This window comes from Liberibacter crescens BT-1 (genome assembly GCF_000325745.1).
Taxonomy (GTDB): domain Bacteria; phylum Pseudomonadota; class Alphaproteobacteria; order Rhizobiales; family Rhizobiaceae; genus Liberibacter; species Liberibacter crescens.
This window is the reverse complement of the sequence record NC_019907.1, coordinates 593,483-617,351: the sequence shown is the minus strand read 5'-3', so window position 1 is coordinate 617,351 and position 23,869 is coordinate 593,483. Positions and strand designations below refer to the sequence as shown.

Sequence of the window (23,869 nt, the reverse complement as noted above, 5' to 3'; positions counted from 1 at the left end):
GATAAAAAATCTGCTTGAATTCTCTTAAAGAATTTCTGTAAAAGAAAAAACTTTATGACCTTGTCAACGGTTTATAGGTCACACGCTTTGGATTGACCGCATCAGCACCTAGACGCCGGGTTTTATCTTTTTCGTAATCAGCAAAATTTCCTTCAAACCATTCAACATGACTATCCCCTTCAAAAGCCAGAATATGCGTTGCCAATCGATCAAGAAACATACGATCATGACTAATAATAACGGCACAACCAGCAAAATTTTCTAAAGCATCTTCAAGAGCAGAAAGTGTTTCTGTATCAAGATCGTTAGTTGGTTCATCTAAAAGAATGACATTACCACCACTTTTAAGAATTTTTGCTAGATGCACCCGATTACGCTGACCACCAGATAACAACCCTACTTTTTGTTGTTGATCTGAGCCTTTAAAGTTAAAAGAACTACAATAAGCCCGTGAATTAGTTTCATATTTACCAAGCTTGATAATATCACTACCACCAGAAATTTCTTCCCATACAGTCTTATTGGGATCTAGAGCATCACGACCTTGATCAACATAACTAAGATGCACGGTTTCACCAATTCGAATAACGCCTGAATCTGGCTGCTCATAGCCAGTAATAATCCGAAATAAAGTGGTTTTACCAACACCATTTGGACCAATAACACCAACAATACCCCCAGGTGGTAAAGTAAAGGAAAGATTATCAATTAATAAACGATCACCATAGGACTTAGATAGATTCTGAACTTCAATAACCACGTTTCCTAAACGTTCTCCAATAGGAACGACAATTTGTGCATCACCAGGACGACGTTCATCTGCTGCTGCAAGAAGTTCTTCATAAGAACGAATACGAGCTTTAGATTTTGCCTGTCGAGCTTTTGGAGAAGACGCAACCCACTCTTGCTCACGCTCCAAGGCTTTTTGCCGAGAAATCTCCTCGCGACCTTCCTGAGCTATACGTTTTGCCTTTACCTGCAAATAAGCAGAATAATTACCTTGGTAAGGAATACCACGACCACGATCAAGTTCTAAAATCCAACTTGTTACCCCATCAAGAAAATATCGATCATGGGTAATCATCAAGACAGCACCAGAATATTCTCGCAGATATTTTTCCAACCAGGAAATTGTTTCAGCATCAAGATGATTTGTAGGCTCATCAAGTAATAACAAGTCAGGCTTAGAGAGCAATAACCTGCATAACGCTACACGACGCTTTTCTCCACCAGAAAGTTCTTGTACACCTGCATCACCAGACGGACAGCGTAAGGCCTCCATAGCCATTTCCAGCTGACTATCCAAATCCCAAAGATTCTGGCTATCAATAATATCCTGCAATTTAGCACTTTCTTCTGCTGTTTCATCAGAATAATCCATCATTAAGGCATTATAGCGATCAAGAATAGCCTTCTTACTTGCAAGACCTTCAAGAACATTCTCCTTAACTGTTTTAGAAATATCTAGCTGCGGTTCCTGAGGCAAATAACCAACTGTTGCCCCTTCAGCCAACCAAGCCTCACCAACATATTCCTTATCAAGACCTGCCATAATCCTCAGGACTGTCGATTTTCCAGCACCATTAGGACCAAGAATTCCTATTTTAGCATCCGGATAGAAAGAAAGATGAATATTTTCCAAAACCTTCTTATTTCCGTAAGCTTTACTTAAACCGTCCATATGGTAAATAAACTTACGTGCCATATAATTACTCCATATAAAGAAACATTATTAATCACCTTTAATATCAATTAGCAATTACCAAAAATAATTTGCTGACAAGATTTTTTTATGATCTCTTAATCTTTATCCGAGAGGATAAGTGAAAGAAAAAACAGGATAAGGCAAGAATGTCACAACAAATACAATGGCTAGAAACACCCACAAGAGCCCAGTTAGCCTACCGTTGCTACCAAATACATAAAAATCCTCGTGCTGTCGTTTTAGTTTGTCACAGCCTAACAGAACATTCTGGTCATTATGAAGCCTTCGGTCGTTATCTCGCAGAAGCAGAGATTGCTGTTTACGTTCCTGATTATCGTTCCCATGGACAAACAAAAGCTCCTGACAACCCTCCTGGGTATTTTTCTGTCAAAAAAGGTGCAAAAGCTATCATTGATGATATTTTAGCACTACGGGCTATAATTGATATTTCCTATGAAGGAATCCCCGTTATCCTATTTGGGCATTCTTTTGGAAACATTATAGCACTTGCTACCCTTCAAACATCGCCAGGACATTTTTCAGGGTTAGCTCTCTGGAATACAGATATAAGTTCCTGTAAATATACAACTCATTTTATGCGATTCATGCTAAATTTTGAAAAAATGTTCAAAGGTTCTGATGTTTCCAGTCATTTTATGCGTCAAGTAACAAGTAAATTATTCTACAGGAATCAAGAAATATGGAAACATTTTCTCTATGACGCATCTTCAGATCAGCAAGTCATTGATAATAAATTTCAATATGAAAATAAAGAATATAGCATTTCGATTTCTATGTGGCTCGATATTATATCAATGCTTAGAGATATTAATAACGAATCTGCTTTCAATGCTATTCCAAGAAAAACTGCATTTTGCTTGCTAGGAGGAGGAAATCCTGTTCCGTTTCAGGAAGATATGTCTCTCCTCTATCATCTTGCTAATCGACTTTATAAGGAAAATTTTTCTCGTGTTACTGTCATGACCTTTCCCTCGATTTTCCAAGAGGAACCCTTCATCAATAATCCTCCAGAACCAATTCAAGAATTCCGAAAATGGATAAGTAATATCATTCCAAAATCTCTTCCTCTTCTTTCTTATAATCCTGAACACTAAAAAATTCGCTTCTTTTAAAGCTATATAATCATAATTATCCTGCTGCTTATTCATAACGCAAGGCTTCTATAGGATTGAGATACGCTGCCTTACGTGCTGGAAAATACCCAAACAGGACACCAATAGCAGAAGAGATACCAAACGAAAGAAGAATAGTAAAAAAATCCAGAGAAAAAGGAAGACCCATAAAAATTGTAAACAGATAAGACAATATCAATCCTAAAAGAATTCCAATGGCCCCTCCTGAAACTGATAATATTATAGCTTCAATCAAAAACTGCATTAATACTTGTCTTTCTAAAGCTCCAATAGCAAGACGAATACCAATTTCACGCGTCCGTTCTGCAACTGAAACCATTACAATATTCATGATTCCAATTCCTCCGACTAATAAACTTACCGCAGCAACTGCACTCAATAAATTAGTAAGCAAACTCACTGTATTTTGAGTGCTGGAAATAACCTCTGCCATATCCCTGACGATAAAATTATCAGGATACCCTGGTAATATATGTCGTTGTTCCCGTAATAGTATTTCGATTTCACTCTTTACTTTAGAAGTAGAAATTCCATCCCTGACAGAAAGAACTATAGACGGAATCTCATTTTTTTTACCAATCCTTTGCTGATAAGCATTAAAATTCATGAGCACAACATCATCCATATCTTCCCCTTCAAGGGACTGACCTTTAGCTTCCAGAATGCCAATAACATTACATGCTGTATGACCACCAATACGAATGTATTTACCAAGAGGATTTTCAACATTAAATACCTCATCTTGAACGGTCTTACCAATTACACATACATTATTGAGGCCTCTTTCCTCTTCCTGGAGAAATTTTCTTCCTTTAAGGATCTCTAAATTATTGGCAATAAGATATTCGTTATTAGCTCCAACAACCTCAGTTAAATGATTATGATTTGTATAAACAACTGTCAGAGATGATTTTGCAGTGGGTGCAATAGCACGTAAACCACTAATCTGATTCCTAATCACCTTAAAATCTTTATTTGAAAAACGTTGCACGTTATCACGTGATTTTCCTGGAAGATGTGGACGCAACATAATGAATAACTTATTCGTGCCAAATTTTTCCATATTAGCCGTAATCTGATGCTTAACTCCATGACCAACAGTCATCATGATCATTACTGCAGCGATACCAATAACAATGCCAGTAATAGTCAAACAGGAACGCAAAACATTACGACTAATAGCAAGCAAGGCTAGCTTGAGCGTTTCAAGAAACATGCTTTTTATCCTTGTTTTTCGTTACCAATTTACCATTTACAGAATAGATTATCCTATCTGCACAAGCTGCAATAGTATCGCCATGGGTAACAATAATAACTGTCATTCCATTCTCACGATTCAATTCCGTAATCAGCTTCATAATCTCATTGCTTGTTGTCATATCCAGATTGCCTGTTGGTTCATCAGCAATCAGCATGATTGGCTGAGTAACAATTGCACGAGCTATGGCAACACGCTGCTGCTGACCTCCTGATAATTGACTGGTTTCATGATATTCACGCCCTGATAAACCAACACGCGCTAAAGCGTCCATGGCAAGTGTATGCCGCTCTGCCAACGTTTTATGCCGATAAAGCAAAGGTAATTGAACATTTTCTAAAGCAGAAGTACGTGGTAAAAGATTAAAATTCTGGAAAACAAAACCAATCATATACCGACGCATCAACGTCAATTGCTCTGAAGATAAACCTGATGTTGGAATACCCTGCAAAAGGTATTCACCACCAGAAGGCCGATCAAGACACCCCAAAATATTCATGGAAGTGGATTTTCCAGAACCACTTGGACCCATAATTGATACGAATTCTCCTGAATGGATAACCAGATCAACTTCATCTAGAACTTTTATAATTTCACCAAATTGGATGTATTGTTTGGATATTTTTTGAAATTCGATAAGAGAAGAAGAATGCATTGGATATTTTTTAACTCTTTTCTAAGGTATTATCAACAATTACAGCATCTCCTTTCTTGAGATCTCCTTCCTCCACTACAGTAAAGAAACCATCGGTAGCACCTGTTTTAATAAAAACATTTTTGGGATGATTATCTATCAGCATCCAGACAGATTTTTTATCGTCCGATGACCGTACCAATCCTTGATTGTTAGATGGCCTTCTTGGCATGATAAGCAGTTTTTTCCAAAAGCTAGTATTTTTAGTTTTAGCTGATTCTGGCAAATTATAGCGTAAAGCTGCATTAGGAATGAGCAACTTATTCTGTACTTTATTAATGGTAATATCCGCTGTTGCCGTCATCCCAGGACGTAATAAAAGAGCAGAATTATCAACAGAAAAGATAGCCTGATAGGTAACAACGTTAGAAACAGTAGTTGCAGAATAATGCACTGCATTAATCACAGCTGGAAAACGAATTTTTGGATAAGCTGCGACTGTAAAATGAGCCTTCTGACCTTTCTTAATTGTGCCAACATCGGCTTCATCTATTGCGGCTTCAAGTTGCATATATTTTAAGTCACTAGCAATAGAAAATAATGTTGGCGCAGACAAGGAAGCAGCAACAATTGCACCCGGATCAACATTGCGTTGCAAAACCATACCATTGATTGGCGAAATAATTCGAGTTTTATTGAGATTAATTTCAGATAGCTTAAGATCGGCTTGTGCAGCCTGTACTGTTGCTTTATTAGCGCGTTCCAAAGCAACGGCTTCATCATAAGCATATTGAGAGATATCAAGATCTTCTTTGGAGATATTTTGGGTTTGCATAAGTTCTTTACGCCGATTAAGCTTCTTCTTTGTTAACTGGGCGTCTAACTGAGATTTTAACAAATTGGCTGCGGCTTGATTTAATTTTGCTCGCATAGCATGAACATCAGCCTGTATCTTCTGTGTATCAATTTGGGCAATAACCTGCCCAACATGGACAATATCATCAGCTTCAACATAAACTTCGAGCACTTTTCCAGAAAGTTCACTCGAAATACTGACCTCTTTAGTGGGCGCCAAAGAACCTGTAGCGGTTACAATTACCTCAATATCACCTTGCTTTACATTTTCTGTAATATAATCATATCGTGATTTATCTGCTCCTAAATTTATATAGAACAAGATCATACTCATAATAATGAACATGATTGCCGTTATAAAAAGCAAATGACGCTTGTATTTCTTTTTGATACGAGAATCAATCAAATCCTCAGATAAGCTCTGTAAACTCTTATTTTTAAAATCTGTGTAATTTCCTGTGGCAACCATTTAGATAATTCTGTGTTAATAAATTATTTACCCTTACCAGATACGTTCCCAATTAACTTAAAAACTTTCAATATGTTAATCTCAAGGCATATCTTATAAAAATATAGGAAAAGAAAATCTATATTAGATGTTATTTTTAAGTTGACCATAAACTATTACCTAAATATGCTGAGTATATATAGGGAAGATTTTTATGGAATGTCTCCTAGAGAGCGTGTAGCTCAGCCGGTAGAGCAACTGACTTTTAATCAGTAGGTCCTGGGTTCGACCCCCAGCGCGCTCACCATTTATTATTGCTAATAATAGCAGTATTATAAGTGGTTTAATTAATATCTTTCCTATGTAATTCTATATATGTTATATGACTTGAATCTGTACCTCTGCTTCCTAATATTGAGGTTAGCACTAGGTCGAAATGCGGGAAATAAAGCGCGCCATTAATGGCCCTATTATCAAAATAGTTAACAGACGCAAGCTCTGCATTGCCATCACAAAACCGGAATTAAGCTTGCTGCCAGTGAGGATAATTGCCACGGTATCCAGTCCGCCTGGGCTGGTAGCTAAGTAAGCTGTAAGCATATCAACTGGCAAAAATAGCGTCATCAACCATGCCATAGCCCCACATATCAACATCAAAGCAATAATTGAAGCCAGAATTTGTGGTAGCGTTTTCAGTGCTAGCAACACAATTGCAGGAGTAAAACGTAAGCCAATGCTCCAACCAATGAAAGCATAAGCGAGCGCCAACAACCACTCTGGAACTTGCAATGTTACAATATTAGCAGTATTCAACACCGCACCAATAATCATTGGCATCAACATTGCACCAGCTGGAATACGAAACCGACGACCAAGATACATTCCCATGATTGCCACTACAAGCGTAGCGACGAAACGGTGATCCAGAGGTGGAAACCAGGAGATGGTATTAAGATATACTTTATCATGATTACCAAGAACAATACGGACAACCACCGCAGCCATTGTGACAACGAACAAAACCCGCAAATACTGCATAAAGGCCACCAAGCGCATATCAGCACCAAAGTCACCAGACATCAATACCATTGCCGACGCTCCACCTGGCAATGATCCCCAAATACCAGTAGAACCAGGCAAATTGCTGAATCTGAACAGCAACCATCCTGATAGACCACTGGATAGCAAGGTCATCACCAGTGTGAGCGTTATAAGAAACCAGTTATCAATCAACACTGACAAAACTGAGAAAGAGAGAGTACCAGAAATCATACATCCTATAATTGATTGACAGGACATAAAAATCTGAGGAGCGATTTTGATACGAGCACCGCACAGTGCCATTACTAACCCTACTACCATCGGTCCCACAAATAAGGCAGCAACAACATGGTGATACTGTAAAACAAACCCTAATGCTAACGAAACAATCAGAAGTATAAGCCATTGAAGTAAAATTGGAAAAGATTGCATTTAAAAACATTTTCCTTAAAGATATCAAATTCATATCTTATATATCAGTGCCGCAATAATAAAAACTTTTATAGTCATTATGTTTAGAAAACCAGTGCAATGATCATCCGGCTAGAGCCTATATAAGAACCCGTTTATATTCTTATACAAGATACACCATCAATCCATCTTTAATCATCAAAATAATAGATTGATTTTTAAAAATTTTAAAGCAAATTAAGTAATTTTATTTTTTAAGTTTCTTAATGAGAAGAATTATGCCATACACCTATATATAGATTATATATAGATTACGTTTTGTTCAAACGATAAGTTTTCAAACTCTATAGGAGAAATACAAATGATAAATACTATGGGTTCTAGAAAGAGTGATGACAGCAATAAAATGCATTTAAAAGTTTACGTATTTATACTTTTTTTTGTCTTTGGAGGCATAACCAGTTTAAATGATATTTTAATTCCAAAACTGAAAGAATTGTTTAGCCTTTCATATTCAAAAGCCATGTTAATTCAATCAGCTTTTTTCGCGAGTTATTTCTTTATTTCTGTCCCTTGTGGTCTTCTTGTTCGTAAGTATGGCTATATGCGTAGCGCTTGTGTAGGCCTCTCTATCATGGCTGTTGGATGTTTGTGTTTTATTTTAGCTTCCAAATCAGTCTCTTTTTTCTTATTTTTATTTGCCTTATGTATTCTTGCTTCTGGAATCACAATGGTACAAGTTGTTTCAAATCCTCTTATTTCCTTGCTCGGAGATCCTCTAACAACGGCCAGCAGACTCACATTTGCACAAGCCTTCAATTCCCTAGGAACAACAATAGCGCCTTATATTGGTGCTATAATCATCCTGAACAACCTGTCTAACGTTGATGTTTCATCAATGTCAGCAGAAGATTTATATCAATACCGGATTTACGAAACATCAATTATCTCCGACACCTACTTTATAATTGCAACTGTATTACTAGGGATTAGCTTGTTAATTTGGTTTCAGCGAAATAGTCTCTCTGAAAAAAATCTGGAGGCAGTCAGCTTTATAAAATCTCTTGAACTCCTAAAAAATTTTCGTTTCCTGTTTGGTTCACTTTGCATTTTCTTATATGTCGGAGCTGAAGTAAGTGTTGGAAGTATGATGGTAAACTATCTGATGCGTGAGGATACGTTATCCCTGAATGGAGTCAGTGCTGGTAAACATGCTGCCATGTATTGGGGAAGTGCAATGATCGGCCGATTTATTGGTTCTTGGTTTCTTACGCATCATTCAGCAGGCAAAATTTTAGCTTTTACAGGCAGTATGGCTTCTCTTCTCCTATTAATTTCTGCCTCTTCCTATGGCTGGATATCCGGATGGTCATTAATTGCTATCGGTTTGTTTAATTCAATCATGTTTCCAACAATTTTTTCCTTGGCTAATTTTGGTCTTGGTAGCCGCGCTCCAGAAGGATCTGGTCTGATCTGCATGGCAATCGTCGGAGGAGCTATTGTCCCACTTATTACCGGGTATGTCGCCGATATCAGTAATTTAAAAGTCGCGTTGCTTGTTCCTGTTTTCTGCTATCTAAACATCGCTCTATATGGCTGGTTGTCAAAACAAATCTTTGCAAAAACTTAAGGTTAGATCAGTGTTTTTTTTGTATTTTCTTTGAAAGGAAAAATTCTCTCTTTTCTTGCAAAGGGAGAGTATTTCCAATCATCATGCAGTAAAAGGCCCGTGCGTGTAACCAACTGGCGAAGCGGTTTTATTTTTTCAAGCGAATGAAATGTTGTAACACGCAAAAGATTGAAAAATATTCCTTGTGATAACAAAGAACGGTTGAATAAATCAATAGCAACTGTTCTTCCGATAACACTTCCTCTTCGAAGCTTATGGAAACGATCTCCTGCATCAGAAAAAGAATAACGATTATTTTCCAAAACTTTTAAGAGAAGAATAATATCGCGCATAGATATATTAAATCCCTGAGCTCCTATAGGAGGCAAAACATGTGCAGCTTCACCAACGATAGCCATTCGACCTTTCCCGAATTGGTGCGCAACCATACCTGATAACGGCCAACATTGGACCCCTTCTAATACTTCAATTTTTCCGAGCATAGAATACATGTTTTCTTCTATCTTCAAAGAAAGTTTGTCCAGAGGCATCTCTAGGTATATACGCGCAACATCAGGATTCATAACCCAAACAAGACTGGATTGGTTGCCCAACAAGGGAACCTGTGTAAAAGGACCTGGAAACAGATGAAATTCAATACATTGTCCATAATGTGGAAAATCATGTTTAAAATTAAGTACCAATGCTGTTTGAAGATACGACCATTGCTTTTCACCAAAACCTAGCTGTTTTCGGACTATGGAATTTCGTCCATCACTACCAACAACGAAATCACTATAAAGGATTTCTCCTGTTGAAAGGATTAAACAAACTTTGTCTTTATTAACAAAGATATGCTCAACAAGGCTTTCAAAGAAACTAATCTGCAGACTTTGTGCAACTGCCTGATCAAGAGCCTTGATAAGAATGTCATTTCGGAAATTATAACCCAAGACATCAAGACCGATTTCAGAAGATGAAAACGTAACGGTCGGTGCTGTTACGAAATGATCACTCGTATCAAATATTTTAATCTCTGAAACAGGAGCTGCCGCATGTTGAACTTCATTCCAGACATCAATATGTTTTAAGAAATAAACACCTTCATCCATCAACATCGTTGTTCGCCAGTCTTTTGGATGACGTAGAGAAACAAGTGCTACCTTGAGACCCATTTTTGCAGCACCAAGAGCAACCATATTCCCGGCAAGGCCAGCTCCTATTATTACGATATCAAAATGCTTCATAATGCAATTTCCGTTAATATTATTAATAAAATTTAATCATAAATATTCTTTAAATCCATTCATCCTATTGAAAATTTTGAAAAATCTCTTAAAAAAGCTATGATCATCTGAATTTCTAAGGTAATAGTTACCGTAAAGTTAAAGTGCTTTGCTATAAAAATATACAAATTTGATAGAATATTAAAAGATGAAAAAATTAAAATATAAAAATTTACCTTACCAACAATTTCGGGCTTTTTCCGTACATATTTTCACTGCTTCTGGTTCTTTTCTGGCCTTTCTTGGTGTTACAGCAGCAGCTGAATATAGATTTATTGATATGTTTTTGTGGATTGGTCTCGCTCTTGTTATCGACGGCTTTGATGGCCCTATCGCCAGAAAAATGCGTGTAAAAGAAATTCTACCAAACTGGTCAGGAGATATGCTTGATAATATTATTGACTATCTCACTTATGTCCTCCTACCAGCCTTTGCACTTTACCAAAGCAATCTTCTTGGTACTTCCTGGTGTTCATCCCTGGCGGCAGCAATGATTGTGATATCAAGTGCTATATATTATGCCGATAAAAACATGAAAACAGAAGATTATTTCTTTTGTGGCTTTCCAGCAGTCTGGAACATGATTGTTTTTACTCTCTTTGTTATCCAAACCACTCCGCTTATCTCAATGAGCTTGATTATCCTTTCAGTAATTCTTACCTTTATGCCTATCCACTTCCTTCATCCGATACGCGTTGTCCGACTGCGCCCTTTAAATATCTTTATTTTTATATGTTGGTCTGCTATAGGGTGTTACTCTCTTTTTTCCCATTTTCAGTTACCATTGTGGTCTTATATCGCCTTTATAATTTGCGGAATTTACCTTTATACAATTGGGTCCATTTTACAATTTTTTCCTAAACTTGGTCAAAAGAAAATTTCTTCATAAAAAGGATTATTGATAACCTTATAGGTCATTCCAAATTAAGAATGGCTGGAATGTGTGATTTGAACAAGACCTCTTGTTACCGTATCTTATTTTAACGAATTAGACGACACAGTGCACAAGCAAAATCCTTTGCCACCGATTTAAATATTATTTAGAATAAAATTATGATTGGTTTTGATACGATCTCGTTTCCAAAGAAACTTTTAAACTTTCACTATACATTAAACGCTTCCTTATTTTCCAAGATGGAATAAATATCTTCCTTCATTCCATAGATAAAATAGCCTGAAATCTAATGCTATAATTTAAGAGAAACAACAATGGCTGGGGCGCCTGGATTCGAACCAGGGATCGCGGTACCAAAAACCACTGCCTTGCCGCTTGGCTACGCCCCAAAGTAAAAAATAATATTAACGCATCAATTCATGCATTAGACCTTGCATAATATGCTGAATTACTCATCCCCTTAAGAATGTTTACTTAATGATATTTTTTATATCTAACAAGAGGAAACCCTAATAACAAGGATTTTATATAGTTAATACATATTATGGTAACCTCGAATTTCTGTTAAATCAATAGATTTCAAAATTTATTTAATCCTTAGAACAATATTTTCATAATGTACCTATTTTAATCTCTTAACCCTTATACTATACTTTATCCCTAGTAATAACAAAAAAATTTTATACTCAGTTACAATTTTTATTAATTGATAAAAATTTCTATTTCTATAAAGGAATTCTCTTTAATGTATTCAAAAAAAGTTTTACTATTCAGCATGATATCTATTACATCTATACTGCTTTCAAGTTGCAAAACGATAACGCCGGAAGAACAACGAGCCTATGATCGATCAAAATGCAGTTCATATGGCTTTAAAGAAAGAACGGAAAGCCTTGCTTCATGTATGATGAATCTTGATCTTAATCGTAGTTCAGATGATCGTGTTCAACGCATTATTTCTGCTGAAAGGATGAGAAGGCCTGGTTATCGTTATCATGGGCCTGGTGATCATGGGTATGGATTTGGAGCAATGACTCCTGAGCCTGCTCGTGGTTATAATCGTCCATATTACTACGATCCTAAATACCATCCATACCATCCTAAACGTATTATTTCTTCTTCAGGTATAAGTATAGGAGGTTCTTGGTGATATGGAAGAATAGGTTTTTAAAATAATATCTAACCCGTGAAAAACTTTATTGAAATTTGCACAAGAATTTCTATTTCTATAAAGGAACTCTCTTAAATGTATTCAAAACAAGCTTTACTATTCAGCATGATGTCTATTACATCTATACTTCTTTCAAGTTGCAAAACGATAACGCCGGAAGAACAACGAGCCTATGATGAATCAAAATGCTATTCATATGGCTTTAAAGCAAAAACAGAAGGCTTTGCTTCATGTATGATGAAGCTTGACCTTGATCGTCGTTCAGATTACCGTGCTCAACGCATTATTTCTGCTGAAAGTATGAGAGATCCTTTTTATGGATATGGAAGAATGGGTTTCTAAAATAATGTTTAACCAGTGAAAAATTTTATTGAAATTTTCAGTAGAAGTTGATTGATTTATCCTATTAAGGAACATACACTTATTTTTCTATAAAAGCATGTTACTTCATCATGATAAGCGTTGCCCTTGTAGCTCAGATGGTAGAGCGCCTGATTTGTAATCAGGAGGTCACAGGTTCGAGACCTGTCGGGGGCACCATATAATGATTAAAACTTTGATTTTACTGGGTTTTTCCTTGATTTGGTCGCATCTTAAAAAAGGTAAGACTTTTTTACTTCCCTCTCCTTCCTGTACCATACCTTTCTATTCTGCTGCTTCCTTGGAGAGCTTCCAGAAATATTAAGTTTCTTTTTCCTGACGGTTGAGCACACCTACTATTCGATATACCTGGTGATGACAGTTGTTTTTTTGAAAGGGGCTGTGCAGTGAAGGAGCCTTAAGAAGGCTCTCTTTGAATAAGAAAGCCCTCCTTGAGTGAGATCCAAGCTCTTATGCAATCATTGCATCATCATGGAACATTTCTGATGATGTATGCAGAAGATCATCCTGTTGTTCATCCTGCTCATAAGAATTCTTGCCATAACTCTTCTGAAATTCACGATCGATCACAGTATCGATATAACCGTCTATTTCTACTGCTGAGTACTTGTCCCAACCGTATAAAAGCGAATGCACCTCTGTATCGCCAACAGATCCATGCTCTGTTATCTTTATGAGATCGGTGACCAGATCTTTTTGGTACTTCTTGTTTGAGCTTTCATAGCGCTCACAATAATACGGATCAAGCTTCTTCATATAAGACCCATAGCTATCTTCTCCGTCTGGTTTAGGATAGTTGTCACCATCAAAGAAATTAATATCCTTTTTGTCTATTCTTGAACAGACATGATCCACATGCTGATCGAAGTCATAGGGATAATGCAGGTGCTGAGGGGCTGGCGCCGGGGGAATTTCTTCTGTATCAGGACTGCTGGCAATGGTAGCATCATCAGTGACCGCTGGCTCAGAGGAAGTGGCTTCTTCTTCTTTCCCAAAATACTGATCCATATCTTCCTGAACCACGTCGGCTCTTACTATATTATATAAGCAGACGTCCGATAAACTCCATATATGGAAACCTTTTTCCATGTTTTTTTTCTGGCAAGCCGTAGGAAGCTTCAATTCCAGATAATTCTTTTGTTTGATACGTAAAAGAAGCATAGGATCAAGATCAACCTTCAATTGATCAATATCTTCCTTCGGAAGGAGGCTCGATAACGATACTGTGGTGTCCTGATTATTAAAACGGATTTGCAGGTTTTGATCTTTAATGTCTCTGGCCACAATCGTCTCCCCGGTCGACTTGATCTGTATAATGGCTGTCGTGCGGTGCAGCCTTGGGACAAAGACTGCCACATCGGATGAATCCGTATCAACAAGATCCAGGATATAACCATTCTTGCGGCTTTCAATAAAATCATGACCATCTCCTTTGTGGAAAACAATCCTGACATTCTCATCACGTGTTGTTTCCTTGAGAAAGATAAGATCATTGCCTTTACCCGCATCAATCACCGCATGGGTATGATGGGATCCATGGAAGAAGATCTTGTCATTGCCCTCACCGCCATAGAGATGGTTCATGCTTGTACCAAGATCCTTATGACCGCCGGCGATGATTTTGTCTTTTCCTTCACCGCCATAGAGATAATTGACGCTTGTACCCTTTGTACAATGCGCAATCAGCTTATCATTGCCTGGTCCACCGATCAATGTGTTACTGCCATTTCCTGTTTTGAGACAGTCACGTCCTTTACCACCGATGATCAGATCATCGCCATCACCACCGGCCAGTTTATCCTTATTGTTGCCGCCGATGATCAGGCAGTCTTTTTTGCCTGCCTTGACATGTTTTTTATTGATGGCAAACAGCATGCGCTCCGGAGTATAGTCATTGACACGTTTGAGCATATCCATATCAACTGTGTCACAATCGATCAGATCATCATCCGCATCGCTTGCAGCATCCTCGCCAGGTTGACTGACTTTCGGTGCAGTAATCATGGAAGAGATCATCTGCCATTTTGCTTCATCAGGTTTTTTGTAACTTTCCAACATCATCCCCTGCTTGATGGTTGCCAAGGATCCTTCCGTCTCAAAATATTTTTTTATTCTTTCGTAATCCATCTTGATACGGCTCGGTTTCTCCTGAACCGCTTTCTTTATGATGGAGCGGATATCAGAATCAAATTGATAAAACCCATATACTAGGTCTAAAACCAAATCTTCAGCTCCATTTAAAACCATTCCTAGAGGATGAGACTCTTGATATTTTTTGATAAAATCAAAAAATTCCTTTGGGAATTTATTCAATACCTCTGCAATTTTACTGTCCGGGTTATTGAGCGGGTACGGTATACCTTCCCAAGATTCTTCCAGAGATTTCCAGATGACGCCATCACCTTTTTCCCAGCTAGAATGTGACCACTCTGGGCCCTTGCGTCCATCCCAAACAGATAGGCGCATATCCTGAAGCCATTCAAAATAATGGCGATATTCTGGTGACTGGGGATCTGATTGCAAATGTTTGCTTGCCATTGACCAGTAAATCTTAACTCCACCCCAGAACCCATCTTTTCCCACCCAGCTTTCGGATCCGAGTACTTTGCTGAGATGATAGGCTGTCCAGGCTTCTTCTGCTTTTGAAGCAGGGCCGTAAACCTGTTTAAAAACATCCGTGTGATATTGCGCAATGTCTGCACCACTGAGCTTCTTCAGGTGACCATCTTTCTTGTCTTTGCGCGCCTCATAGTCTGCCATGGCCAGGCCTTTCCAGATTTCTGGTACGTGGGAAGGATAATCCAGCCCAAGATCATGGTTCAGCTTGTTATAGGCATAATTATTGGCCGTAATAGCGCTTAATCCTTTATCTTTAATAACATCCTGGGCCATTGTGGCATACCATTCGTCAACAGGCTTGATAGAGTCGTAATACTCCAGGGCCAGAGATTTAATCTGTGCACGATCTGTCTTCGGAGTAGCCGCGAGTTTCGTGTAAAGACTGTTTATTGTGGTCAGCTGTTCAGGCGATAAACTCATGATTAAAATCTTTCGTAATAAATTAAATAAAATTTTATTAAAAATTGAATAAAACAGGTTAAAATAACAACAACTGTAAGTTTATAAGTCAAACATGAAGGAAGTTTGTATTATTTTATACATAAACCATTTCCTTAAAAAGACAAGAGCAAAAATCAATTTTACTTAAAAAATATGATGATTCTTATCTTGTTAATGCTTTATCCTGCTCAAGGATATCGCCATTATGAAATCTTTCATAACAACTATTAAGAAGATCATCATCACCATAAGATTTCTCAAAACATTTATGATAGCGCGGCATATTATTTCCCAACATCGCAAAACCTCCAATAAGACCTGTTACCAAGAACGCCACCAAAAGGTTTCTTGAAACTTTTACGATCGGGCCGCATATTTCCCAGGATGGAATGATAGGTAACAGCTCTCTATCATCGTCCTCTAGATCTTTGTAGTATAGGAGACAATGTCTCCAGAGATTATAGCCCAATATTGGCCCAGGAAAGAGGCTACAAATAACAGTGAACCTGGTACTAAAGAGCGGCTGAAGGGGGTAAATAAGACAGAAGATCAAAAGGGTAGTCAAGAGCGTATAATAAACAATTGTGCCCCATCGATTGGTATTCAGGAAGAGATTGCTAAGACAAACCGGGATAAAGAAGAATAAGAGAGCAACTGTCATTGCGGGAAGTAATATTATATATAGGCAGACAAAACACATTAGTAAGCGTAGAGACAATAGTTCAGGATAAGCCATCAGAGGGAGTATCAAGAGCGTATAATAAACAATTGTGGCGCATTGATTGGCATTCAGGAAGAGATTGCCAAGACAAACCGGGATAAAAAAGTCAATAGCCTTTATTATTACGCATTGAAATATTATGCCCACGTAGAAAAGGAACAATATTAAGCTTAAAATGAATGTTTCAAGAAATGAGAAATTAATTGTTTCTGTCATGTCAAGTATAAAAATATCATACAGTGCTTCTGCGATGCACACAGTCAGGCTAGCAAAGAACAGGCCATTCAGGGTAGCGAGAAAATTGATCCTCCAAAAGGTAAGACTTTTGAAACGGAAACATATTTCTTTCCAGGGAGCAATAAAATTCATTTAAAATCTTTTGGTGTTTAAAATTCTTAAAATAAAAGGAAATTTGTATTTTTTATACAAAACCATTTCCTTAAAAAGACAAGAGAAAAAATCAATTTTACTTAAAAAAATATGATGATTCTTATCTTGTTAATGCTTCATCCGCTCAAGGATATCGTAAAAATTACAATATAATATGTTACCAAGACCATCACCAGAAGGTTTCTTAAAACATTTATGATAGGGCCGCATATTTCCCAGGATGGAATGATAGGTAACCGTTCTCTATCATCGTCCTCTGGATTTGTGTAGTATAGGAGACAATATCTCCAGAGGCTATAGCCCAATATTGCTCCAGGAAAGAGGCTACAAATAACATTGAACATGGTATTAAAGAATGGCTGAAGGGGGGAAAGAAGACAGAACATCAAAGGAGTAGTCAAGAGCGTATAATAAACAATTGTACCCCATCGATTGGTATTCAGGAAGAGATTGCCAAGACAAACCGGGATAAATAAGAGAGCAACTGTCATTGCGGGAAGTAATGCTATATATAGCAAGACAAAACACATTAGTAAGCTTTGAGACAATAGTTGAGGATAAGCCATCAGAGGGAGTATCAAGAGGGTATAATAAACAATTGTGGCCCATCGATTGGCATTCAGGAATAGATTGCCAAGACAAACCCGGATAAAAAAGGCAATAGCCTTTATTATTACGCATTGAAATATTATGCCCATGTAGAAAAGGAACAATATTAAGCTTAAAATGAATGTTTCAAGAAATGAAAAATTAATTGTTTCTGTCATGTCACATATAAACATATACAGTGCTTCTGTGATGCTCACAGTCAGGATAGCAAAGAATATGCCATTCAGGGTAGCGAGAAGATTGATCCTCCAAAAGGTAGGACTGTTGAAACGGAAACATATTTCTTTCCAGGGAGCAATAAAATTCATTTAAAATCTTTTGGTGTTTAAAATTCTTAAAATAAAAGGATAACTATTTTTAAATAAAATAAGAATAAAGGAATCTACTTTATTTGCAAAGCGATTTGTTTGGGATCTGTTGGATATTTCAGACAGGAATTCACTGCTACCGCGTAATGATAAGAAAAATCCTATCTTGTTTCTTTGAGAAGCCTACTTTTTTGGCGATCCCAGTCGCGTTGTTTTTCTGTTTCACGCTTGTCATAATTCTTTTTACCTTTTGCAAGCGCAAGATCAAGTTTTGCCCGTCCTTGATCATTAAAATAAATTTTTATAGGAACAAGCGTCATACCTTCACGCTTGACAGCAGTATGTAACCGGAAAATTTCTCTTTTCGATAGCAAAAGTTTACGCCGACGCCGTGGTTCATGATTGAAACGATTCGCCTGAAGATATTCAGGAAGATAAGCATTTACCCACCAGACTTCTTCATTTTCACAAATAGCGTAAGATTCTGTAATATTAGCCTTGCCAACACGTAAAGATTTTACTTCCGTCCCTGTTAGAACGATTCCAGCTTCATATGAATTTATAATATGATAATCGAAACGCGCTCTCCGATTTTCAGCAATGATCTTCCTAGCTTTAGGTTTTTTTGCTTTAAGATTCATATACTGCCTCTACTACCTCCAAAAGAGAAATTCTTTTAAAACTTTTTCTAAATTGAACTCGGCATGTCCTATGACAAAAGACCGGCATGATCAAGAGCTGCATCAATAGCAGCAATGGTCTCAGGCTCAAGGTGAGCAATCATAGGCGAACGCACTGAAAAACAGATCTTTCTTCCTAAACGTGATAAAGCATACTTTACACCACATACACCAGGCTCGATGAACAAAGCTTTATGAAGGGGCAGAAGTCGATCTTGATACTCAAGTGCCTTATGATATTCTCCTCTTTGCATCGTTTCTTGAAATTCAGAACAAAGTCGCGGTGCTACGTTTGCTGTTACCGAAATACACCCAACACCTCCATGTGCATTAAACCCAAGAGCTGAAGCATCTTCTCCAGACAACTGGACAAACTGAAGACCACATAACATACGTTGTTCTGATACACGATCAACTCTACCAGTAGCATCTTTTACCCCAACGATATTAGAATGAGCCTTAACCAGTTCAGCCATAATATCAGGAGTCATATCAATCACAGATCGTCCAGGAATATTATAGATATAAATAGGCAATTTCACGGACCTGGCAAGAGCGCTAAAATGTTCTATAAGACCTTTTCTATTAGGTTTATTATAATAAGGAGTAACACTTAATATAGCATCAACGCCAACTTGTTTGGCGTATTGTGCTAATTCGATAGCTTCCTTGGTGTTATTGGAACCAGCGCCAGACATAATCGGAACACGACCAGCAGCAACTTTAACACAAATCTCAACAACCCGATTATGTTCATCATGTGATAAAGTCGGAGATTCACCAGTTGTACCAACGGGAACAAGGCCGCTCGCTCCTTCACAAATTTGCCACTCGATATGATCACACAAGGCATCCTCATCAACAAGTCCAGTACTTGTAAATGGCGTGATAAGAGCAGGAATCGATCCTTTAAACATATACCATCCTCATAATCGATCAATGTATCTTTTAATATTCTGTAATAGCATTTTCTTTTAAGATCAATAATTTAGTATTCCGCATCCTATATTTATAGTCTATGGATTTTATGAAGAAATTTTCAGCCTATCCCTCACACCTTATTTATTAAAAAATAACTTATTTTTTTAAGTAAAATTGATTTTTTCTCTTGTCTTTTTAAGGAAATGGTTTTGTATAAAAAATACAAATTTCCTTTTATTTTAAGAATTTTAAACACCAAAAGATTTTAAATGAATTTTATTGCTCCCTGGAAAGAAATATGTTTCCGTTTCAAAAGTCTTACCTTTTGGAGGATCAATTTTCTCGCTACCCTGAATGGCCTGTTCTTTGCTAGCCTGACTGTGTGCATCGCAGAAGCACTGTATGATATTTTTATACTTGACATGACAGAAACAATTAATTTTTCATTTCTTGAAACATTCATTTTAAGCTTAATATTGTTCCTTTTCTACGTGGGCATAATATTTCAATGCGTAATAATAAAGGCTATTGACTTTTTTATCCCGGTTTGTCTTGGCAATCTCTTCCTGAATGCCAATCAATGCGCCACAATTGTTTATTATACGCTCTTGATACTCCCTCTGATGGCTTATCCTGAACTATTGTCTCTACGCTTACTAATGTGTTTTGTCTGCCTATATATAATATTACTTCCCGCAATGACAGTTGCTCTCTTTTTCTTCTTTATCCCGGTTTGTCTTAGCAATCTCTTCCTGAATACCAATCGATGGGGCACAATTGTTTATTATACGCTCTTGACTACCCTTTTGATCTTCTGTCTTATTTACCCCCTTCAGCCGCTCTTTAGTACCAGGTTCACTGTTATTTGTAGCCTCTTTCCTGGGCCAATATTGGGCTATAATCTCTGGAGACATTGTCTCCTATACTACAAAGATCTAGAGGACGATGATAGAGAGCTGTTACCTATCATTCCATCCTGGGAAATATGCGGCCCTATCGTAAAAGTTTCAAGAAACCTTTTGGTGGCGTTCTTGGTAACAGGTCTTATTGGAGGTTTTGCGATGTTGGGAAATAATATGCCGCGCTATCATAAATGTTTTGAGAAATCTTATGGTGATGATGATCTTCTTAATAGTTGTTATGAAAGATTTCATAATGGCGATATCCTTGAGCAGGATAAAGCATTAACAAGATAAGAATCATCATATTTTTTAAGTAAAATTGATTTTTGCTCTTGTCTTTTTAAGGAAATGGTTTTGTATAAAAAATACAAATTTCCTTCATGTTTGACTTATAAACTTACAGTTGTTGTTATTTTAACCTGTTTTATTCAATTTTTAATAAAATTTTATTTAATTTATTACGAAAGATTTTAATCATGAGTTTATCGCCGGAACAGCTTACCACAATAAACAGTCTTTACACGAAACTCGCGGCTACTCCAAAGACGGATCGTGCACAGATTAAATCTCTGGCCTTGGAGTATTACGACTCTATCAAGCCTGTTGACGCATGGTATGCCACAATGGCCCAGAATGTTATTAAAGACGAAGGATTAAGCGCTATTACGGCCAATAATTATGCCTATAACAAGCTGAACCATGATCTTGGTCTGGATTATCCTTCCCACGTACCAGAAATCTGGAAAGTCCTGGCCATGGCAGACTATGAGGCCCGCAAAGACAAGAAAGATGGTCACCTGAAGAAGCTCAGTGGTGCAGACATTGCGCAATATCACACGGATGTTTTTAAACAGGTTTACGGCCCTGCTTCAAAAGCAGAAGAAGCCTGGACAGCCTATCATCTCAGCAAAGTACTCGGATCCGAAAGCTGGGTGGGAAAAGATGGGTTCTGGGGTGGAGTTAAGATTTACTGGTCAATGGCAAGCAAACATTTGCAATCAGATCCCCAGTCACCAGAATATCGCCATTATTTTGAATGGCTTCAGGATATGCGCCTATCTGTTTGGGATGGACGCAAGGGCCCAGAGTGGTCACATTCTAGCTGGGAAAAAGGTGATGGCGTCATCTGGAAATCTCTGGAAGAATCTTGGGAAGGTATACCGTACCCGCTCAATAACCCGGACAGTAAAATTGCAGAGGTATTGAATAAATTCCCAAAGGAATTTTTTGATTTTATCAAAAAATATCAAGAGTCTCATCCTCTAGGAATGGTTTTAAATGGAGCTGAAGATTTGGTTTTAGACCTAGTATATGGGTTTTATCAATTTGATTCTGATATCCGCTCCATCATAAAGAAAGCGGTTCAGGAGAAACCGAGCCGTATCAAGATGGATTACGAAAGAATAAAAAAATATTTTGAGACGGAAGGATCCTTGGCAACCATCAAGCAGGGGATGATGTTGGAAAGTTACAAAAAACCTGATGAAGCAAAATGGCAGATGATCTCTTCCATGATTACTGCACCGAAAGTCAGTCAACCTGGCGAGGATGCTGCAAGCGATGCGGATGATGATCTGATCGATTGTGACACAGTTGATATGGATATGCTCAAACGTGTCAATGACTATACTCCGGAGCGCATGCTGTTTGCCATCAATAAAAAACATGTCAAGGCAGGCAAAAAAGACTGCCTGATCATCGGCGGCAACAATAAGGATAAACTGGCCGGTGGTGATGGCGATGATCTGATCATCGGTGGTAAAGGACGTGACTGTCTCAAAACAGGAAATGGCAGTAACACATTGATCGGTGGACCAGGCAATGATAAGCTGATTGCGCATTGTACAAAGGGTACAAGCGTCAATTATCTCTATGGCGGTGAAGGAAAAGACAAAATCATCGCCGGCGGTCATAAGGATCTTGGTACAAGCATGAACCATCTCTATGGCGGTGAGGGCAATGACAAGATCTTCTTCCATGGATCCCATCATACCCATGCGGTGATTGATGCGGGTAAAGGCAATGATCTTATCTTTCTCAAGGAAACAACACGTGATGAGAATGTCAGGATTGTTTTCCACAAAGGAGATGGTCATGATTTTATTGAAAGCCGCAAGAATGGTTATATCCTGGATCTTGTTGATACGGATTCATCCGATGTGGCAGTCTTTGTCCCAAGGCTGCACCGCACGACAGCCATTATACAGATCAAGTCGACCGGGGAGACGATTGTGGCCAGAGACATTAAAGATCAAAACCTGCAAATCCGTTTTAATAATCAGGACACCACAGTATCGTTATCGAGCCTCCTTCCGAAGGAAGATATTGATCAATTGAAGGTTGATCTTGATCCTATGCTTCTTTTACGTATCAAACAAAAGAATTATCTGGAATTGAAGCTTCCTACGGCTTGCCAGAAAAAAAACATGGAAAAAGGTTTCCATATATGGAGTTTATCGGACGTCTGCTTATATAATATAGTAAGAGCCGACGTGGTTCAGGAAGATATGGATCAGTATTTTGGGAAAGAAGAAGAAGCCACTTCCTCTGAGCCAGCGGTCACTGATGATGCTACCATTGCCAGCAGTCCTGATACAGAAGAAATTCCCCCGGCGCCAGCCCCTCAGCACCTGCATTATCCCTATGACTTCGATCAGCATGTGGATCATGTCTGTTCAAGAATAGACAAAAAGGATATTAATTTCTTTGATGGTGACAACTATCCTAAACCAGACGGAGAAGATAGCTATGGGTCTTATATGAAGAAGCTTGATCCGTATTATTGTGAGCGCTATGAAAGCTCAAACAAGAAGTACCAAAAAGATCTGGTCACCGATCTCATAAAGATAACAGAGCATGGATCTGTTGGCGATACAGAGGTGCATTCGCTTTTATACGGTTGGGACAAGTACTCAGCAGTAGAAATAGACGGTTATATCGATACTGTGATCGATCGTGAATTTCAGAAGAGTTATGGCAAGAATTCTTATGAGCAGGATGAACAACAGGATGATCTTCTGCATACATCATCAGAAATGTTCCATGATGATGCAATGATTGCATAAGAGCTTGGATCTCACTCAAGGAGGGCTTTCTTATTCAAAGAGAGCCTTCTTAAGGCTCCTTCACTGCACAGCCCCTTTCAAAAAAACAACTGTCATCACCAGGTATATCGGACGGATCACAAACACTCCCCCCCCCTTTGCAAATAAAGTAGATTAATACTCTTACCTTATTTAAGACAATGCCAATCTTTTTTGAGACCGCAGAATCATTTCTTCTTGCAAGATTTTTAGCTTTCATAACGATAGTAACACTAATAGCTATGTACATAGTAATATTAGAATTTATATTTTTCTTATCCATAAAAACTATTGTTCAGAAACTGCACGACGAAAATAGGTCATTCAATGGAACTAAACACATTAAT

General features: G+C 37.9%; 21 protein-coding genes and 3 tRNA genes. 10 read left to right on the top strand and 14 right to left on the bottom strand.

Features of this window, described 5'->3' with window-relative positions:
• Window positions 1–52: 52 nt before the first annotated feature.
• Window positions 53–1,705: an energy-dependent translational throttle protein EttA gene (gene ettA, locus B488_RS02760; RefSeq protein WP_015272986.1), complete on the bottom strand. Its 1,653-nt coding sequence runs from the start codon at window positions 1,703–1,705 to the stop codon at window positions 53–55.
• Between the two features lie 146 nt (window positions 1,706–1,851).
• Here ettA and B488_RS02755 point away from each other — a divergent pair, with 146 nt between their 5' ends.
• Window positions 1,852–2,820 (top strand): alpha/beta hydrolase, encoded by a 969-nt coding sequence (locus tag B488_RS02755; protein WP_015272985.1) that lies wholly within the window; start codon window positions 1,852–1,854, stop codon window positions 2,818–2,820.
• A gap of 46 nt (window positions 2,821–2,866) precedes the next feature.
• On the opposite strand, the gene B488_RS02750 is transcribed toward B488_RS02755, so the two are convergent.
• Genes B488_RS02750 through B488_RS02740 form a run of 3 tightly spaced genes read right to left on the bottom strand, consistent with a single transcriptional unit; the run spans window position 2,867 to window position 6,075 of the window.
• Entirely contained in the window at window positions 2,867–4,075 is a 1,209-nt protein-coding gene (locus B488_RS02750) for an ABC transporter permease (RefSeq protein ID WP_015272984.1), read from the bottom strand.
• The gene (locus B488_RS02745) at window positions 4,065–4,772 is read right to left on the bottom strand and encodes an ABC transporter ATP-binding protein (RefSeq protein WP_015272983.1); all 708 of its coding nucleotides are present in this window, start codon (window positions 4,770–4,772) and stop codon (window positions 4,065–4,067) included. Before B488_RS02745 ends, B488_RS02750 begins: the two co-directional genes overlap by 11 nt.
• Before the next feature lie 10 nt (window positions 4,773–4,782).
• The gene (locus tag B488_RS02740; protein WP_015272982.1) at window positions 4,783–6,075 is read right to left on the bottom strand and encodes an efflux RND transporter periplasmic adaptor subunit; all 1,293 of its coding nucleotides are present in this window, start codon (window positions 6,073–6,075) and stop codon (window positions 4,783–4,785) included.
• Between the two features lie 210 nt (window positions 6,076–6,285).
• On the opposite strand from B488_RS02740, the gene B488_RS02735 reads away from it, so the two are divergent.
• Window positions 6,286–6,361: transfer RNA gene (locus B488_RS02735), tRNA-Lys, on the top strand.
• 119 nt (window positions 6,362–6,480) lie between these two features.
• Here B488_RS02735 and B488_RS02730 read toward each other — a convergent pair.
• The gene (locus tag B488_RS02730) at window positions 6,481–7,527 is read right to left on the bottom strand and encodes an AbrB family transcriptional regulator (RefSeq protein WP_015272981.1); all 1,047 of its coding nucleotides are present in this window, start codon (window positions 7,525–7,527) and stop codon (window positions 6,481–6,483) included.
• 340 nt (window positions 7,528–7,867) lie between these two features.
• Between B488_RS02730 and B488_RS02725 the strand changes: the two genes are divergently transcribed.
• Complete coding sequence (locus B488_RS02725; RefSeq protein ID WP_015272980.1) at window positions 7,868–9,136, top strand: sugar MFS transporter; 1,269 nt, start codon at window positions 7,868–7,870, stop codon at window positions 9,134–9,136.
• Between the two features lie 2 nt (window positions 9,137–9,138).
• On the opposite strand, the gene B488_RS02720 is transcribed toward B488_RS02725, so the two are convergent.
• Complete coding sequence (locus B488_RS02720) at window positions 9,139–10,362, bottom strand: FAD-dependent monooxygenase (protein ID WP_015272979.1); 1,224 nt, start codon at window positions 10,360–10,362, stop codon at window positions 9,139–9,141.
• Window positions 10,363–10,549: 187 nt separating this feature from the next.
• On the opposite strand from B488_RS02720, the gene pcsA reads away from it, so the two are divergent.
• Window positions 10,550–11,290: a phosphatidylcholine synthase gene (pcsA, locus tag B488_RS02715; protein ID WP_015272978.1), complete on the top strand. Its 741-nt coding sequence runs from the start codon at window positions 10,550–10,552 to the stop codon at window positions 11,288–11,290.
• 321 nt (window positions 11,291–11,611) lie between these two features.
• Here pcsA and B488_RS02710 read toward each other — a convergent pair.
• A tRNA-Gln gene (locus B488_RS02710) sits at window positions 11,612–11,685 on the bottom strand.
• Window positions 11,686–12,041: 356 nt separating this feature from the next.
• Between B488_RS02710 and B488_RS06825 the strand changes: the two genes are divergently transcribed.
• The 3 genes from B488_RS06825 to B488_RS02695 all read left to right on the top strand — a co-directional run bounded on the left by B488_RS06825 (window position 12,042) and on the right by B488_RS02695 (window position 13,007).
• On the top strand, window positions 12,042–12,446 hold the full coding sequence (locus B488_RS06825) for a hypothetical protein (protein ID WP_051012108.1): 405 nt from the start codon (window positions 12,042–12,044) through the stop codon (window positions 12,444–12,446).
• Between the two features lie 96 nt (window positions 12,447–12,542).
• Complete coding sequence (locus tag B488_RS02700) at window positions 12,543–12,809, top strand: hypothetical protein (RefSeq protein ID WP_015272976.1); 267 nt, start codon at window positions 12,543–12,545, stop codon at window positions 12,807–12,809.
• Window positions 12,810–12,931: 122 nt separating this feature from the next.
• A tRNA-Thr gene (locus B488_RS02695) sits at window positions 12,932–13,007 on the top strand.
• Between the two features lie 291 nt (window positions 13,008–13,298).
• Here the strand turns inward: B488_RS02695 and B488_RS06820 are convergent.
• Both B488_RS06820 and B488_RS07320 read right to left on the bottom strand, forming a co-directional pair.
• Entirely contained in the window at window positions 13,299–15,887 is a 2,589-nt protein-coding gene (locus B488_RS06820; RefSeq protein WP_015272974.1) for a calcium-binding protein, read from the bottom strand.
• Between the two features lie 184 nt (window positions 15,888–16,071).
• Window positions 16,072–16,245, bottom strand: coding sequence for a hypothetical protein (locus B488_RS07320; RefSeq protein WP_244422705.1), 174 nt, complete (start codon window positions 16,243–16,245; stop codon window positions 16,072–16,074).
• Window positions 16,246–16,353: 108 nt separating this feature from the next.
• Here B488_RS07320 and B488_RS07315 point away from each other — a divergent pair, with 108 nt between their 5' ends.
• Window positions 16,354–16,554, top strand: coding sequence for a hypothetical protein (locus B488_RS07315; RefSeq protein ID WP_041770642.1), 201 nt, complete (start codon window positions 16,354–16,356; stop codon window positions 16,552–16,554).
• Window positions 16,555–17,367: 813 nt separating this feature from the next.
• Here B488_RS07315 and B488_RS07180 read toward each other — a convergent pair.
• The 4 genes from B488_RS07180 to B488_RS07310 form a co-directional block, all read right to left on the bottom strand.
• Window positions 17,368–17,700 carry a hypothetical protein gene (locus B488_RS07180; protein WP_187287615.1) on the bottom strand — a complete coding sequence of 111 codons (333 nt, stop codon included), beginning with the start codon at window positions 17,698–17,700 and terminating at the stop codon, window positions 17,368–17,370.
• A gap of 397 nt (window positions 17,701–18,097) precedes the next feature.
• Window positions 18,098–18,577, bottom strand: coding sequence for an SsrA-binding protein SmpB (gene smpB / locus B488_RS02675; RefSeq protein ID WP_015272971.1), 480 nt, complete (start codon window positions 18,575–18,577; stop codon window positions 18,098–18,100).
• Between the two features lie 68 nt (window positions 18,578–18,645).
• Complete coding sequence (dapA, locus tag B488_RS02670; RefSeq protein WP_015272970.1) at window positions 18,646–19,533, bottom strand: 4-hydroxy-tetrahydrodipicolinate synthase; 888 nt, start codon at window positions 19,531–19,533, stop codon at window positions 18,646–18,648.
• A gap of 690 nt (window positions 19,534–20,223) precedes the next feature.
• A complete protein-coding gene (locus B488_RS07310; RefSeq protein WP_041770640.1) occupies window positions 20,224–20,451 on the bottom strand; it encodes a hypothetical protein in 228 nt (75 codons plus the stop codon).
• A gap of 108 nt (window positions 20,452–20,559) precedes the next feature.
• Here B488_RS07310 and B488_RS07305 point away from each other — a divergent pair, with 108 nt between their 5' ends.
• Entirely contained in the window at window positions 20,560–20,733 is a 174-nt protein-coding gene (locus B488_RS07305; RefSeq protein WP_244422705.1) for a hypothetical protein, read from the top strand.
• Window positions 20,734–20,915: 182 nt separating this feature from the next.
• Complete coding sequence (locus B488_RS06815; protein WP_015272968.1) at window positions 20,916–23,504, top strand: calcium-binding protein; 2,589 nt, start codon at window positions 20,916–20,918, stop codon at window positions 23,502–23,504.
• Between the two features lie 49 nt (window positions 23,505–23,553).
• Here the strand turns inward: B488_RS06815 and B488_RS02655 are convergent, their stop codons facing one another.
• A complete protein-coding gene (locus tag B488_RS02655; RefSeq protein WP_015272967.1) occupies window positions 23,554–23,805 on the bottom strand; it encodes a hypothetical protein in 252 nt (83 codons plus the stop codon).
• Window positions 23,806–23,869: the final 64 nt, after the last annotated feature.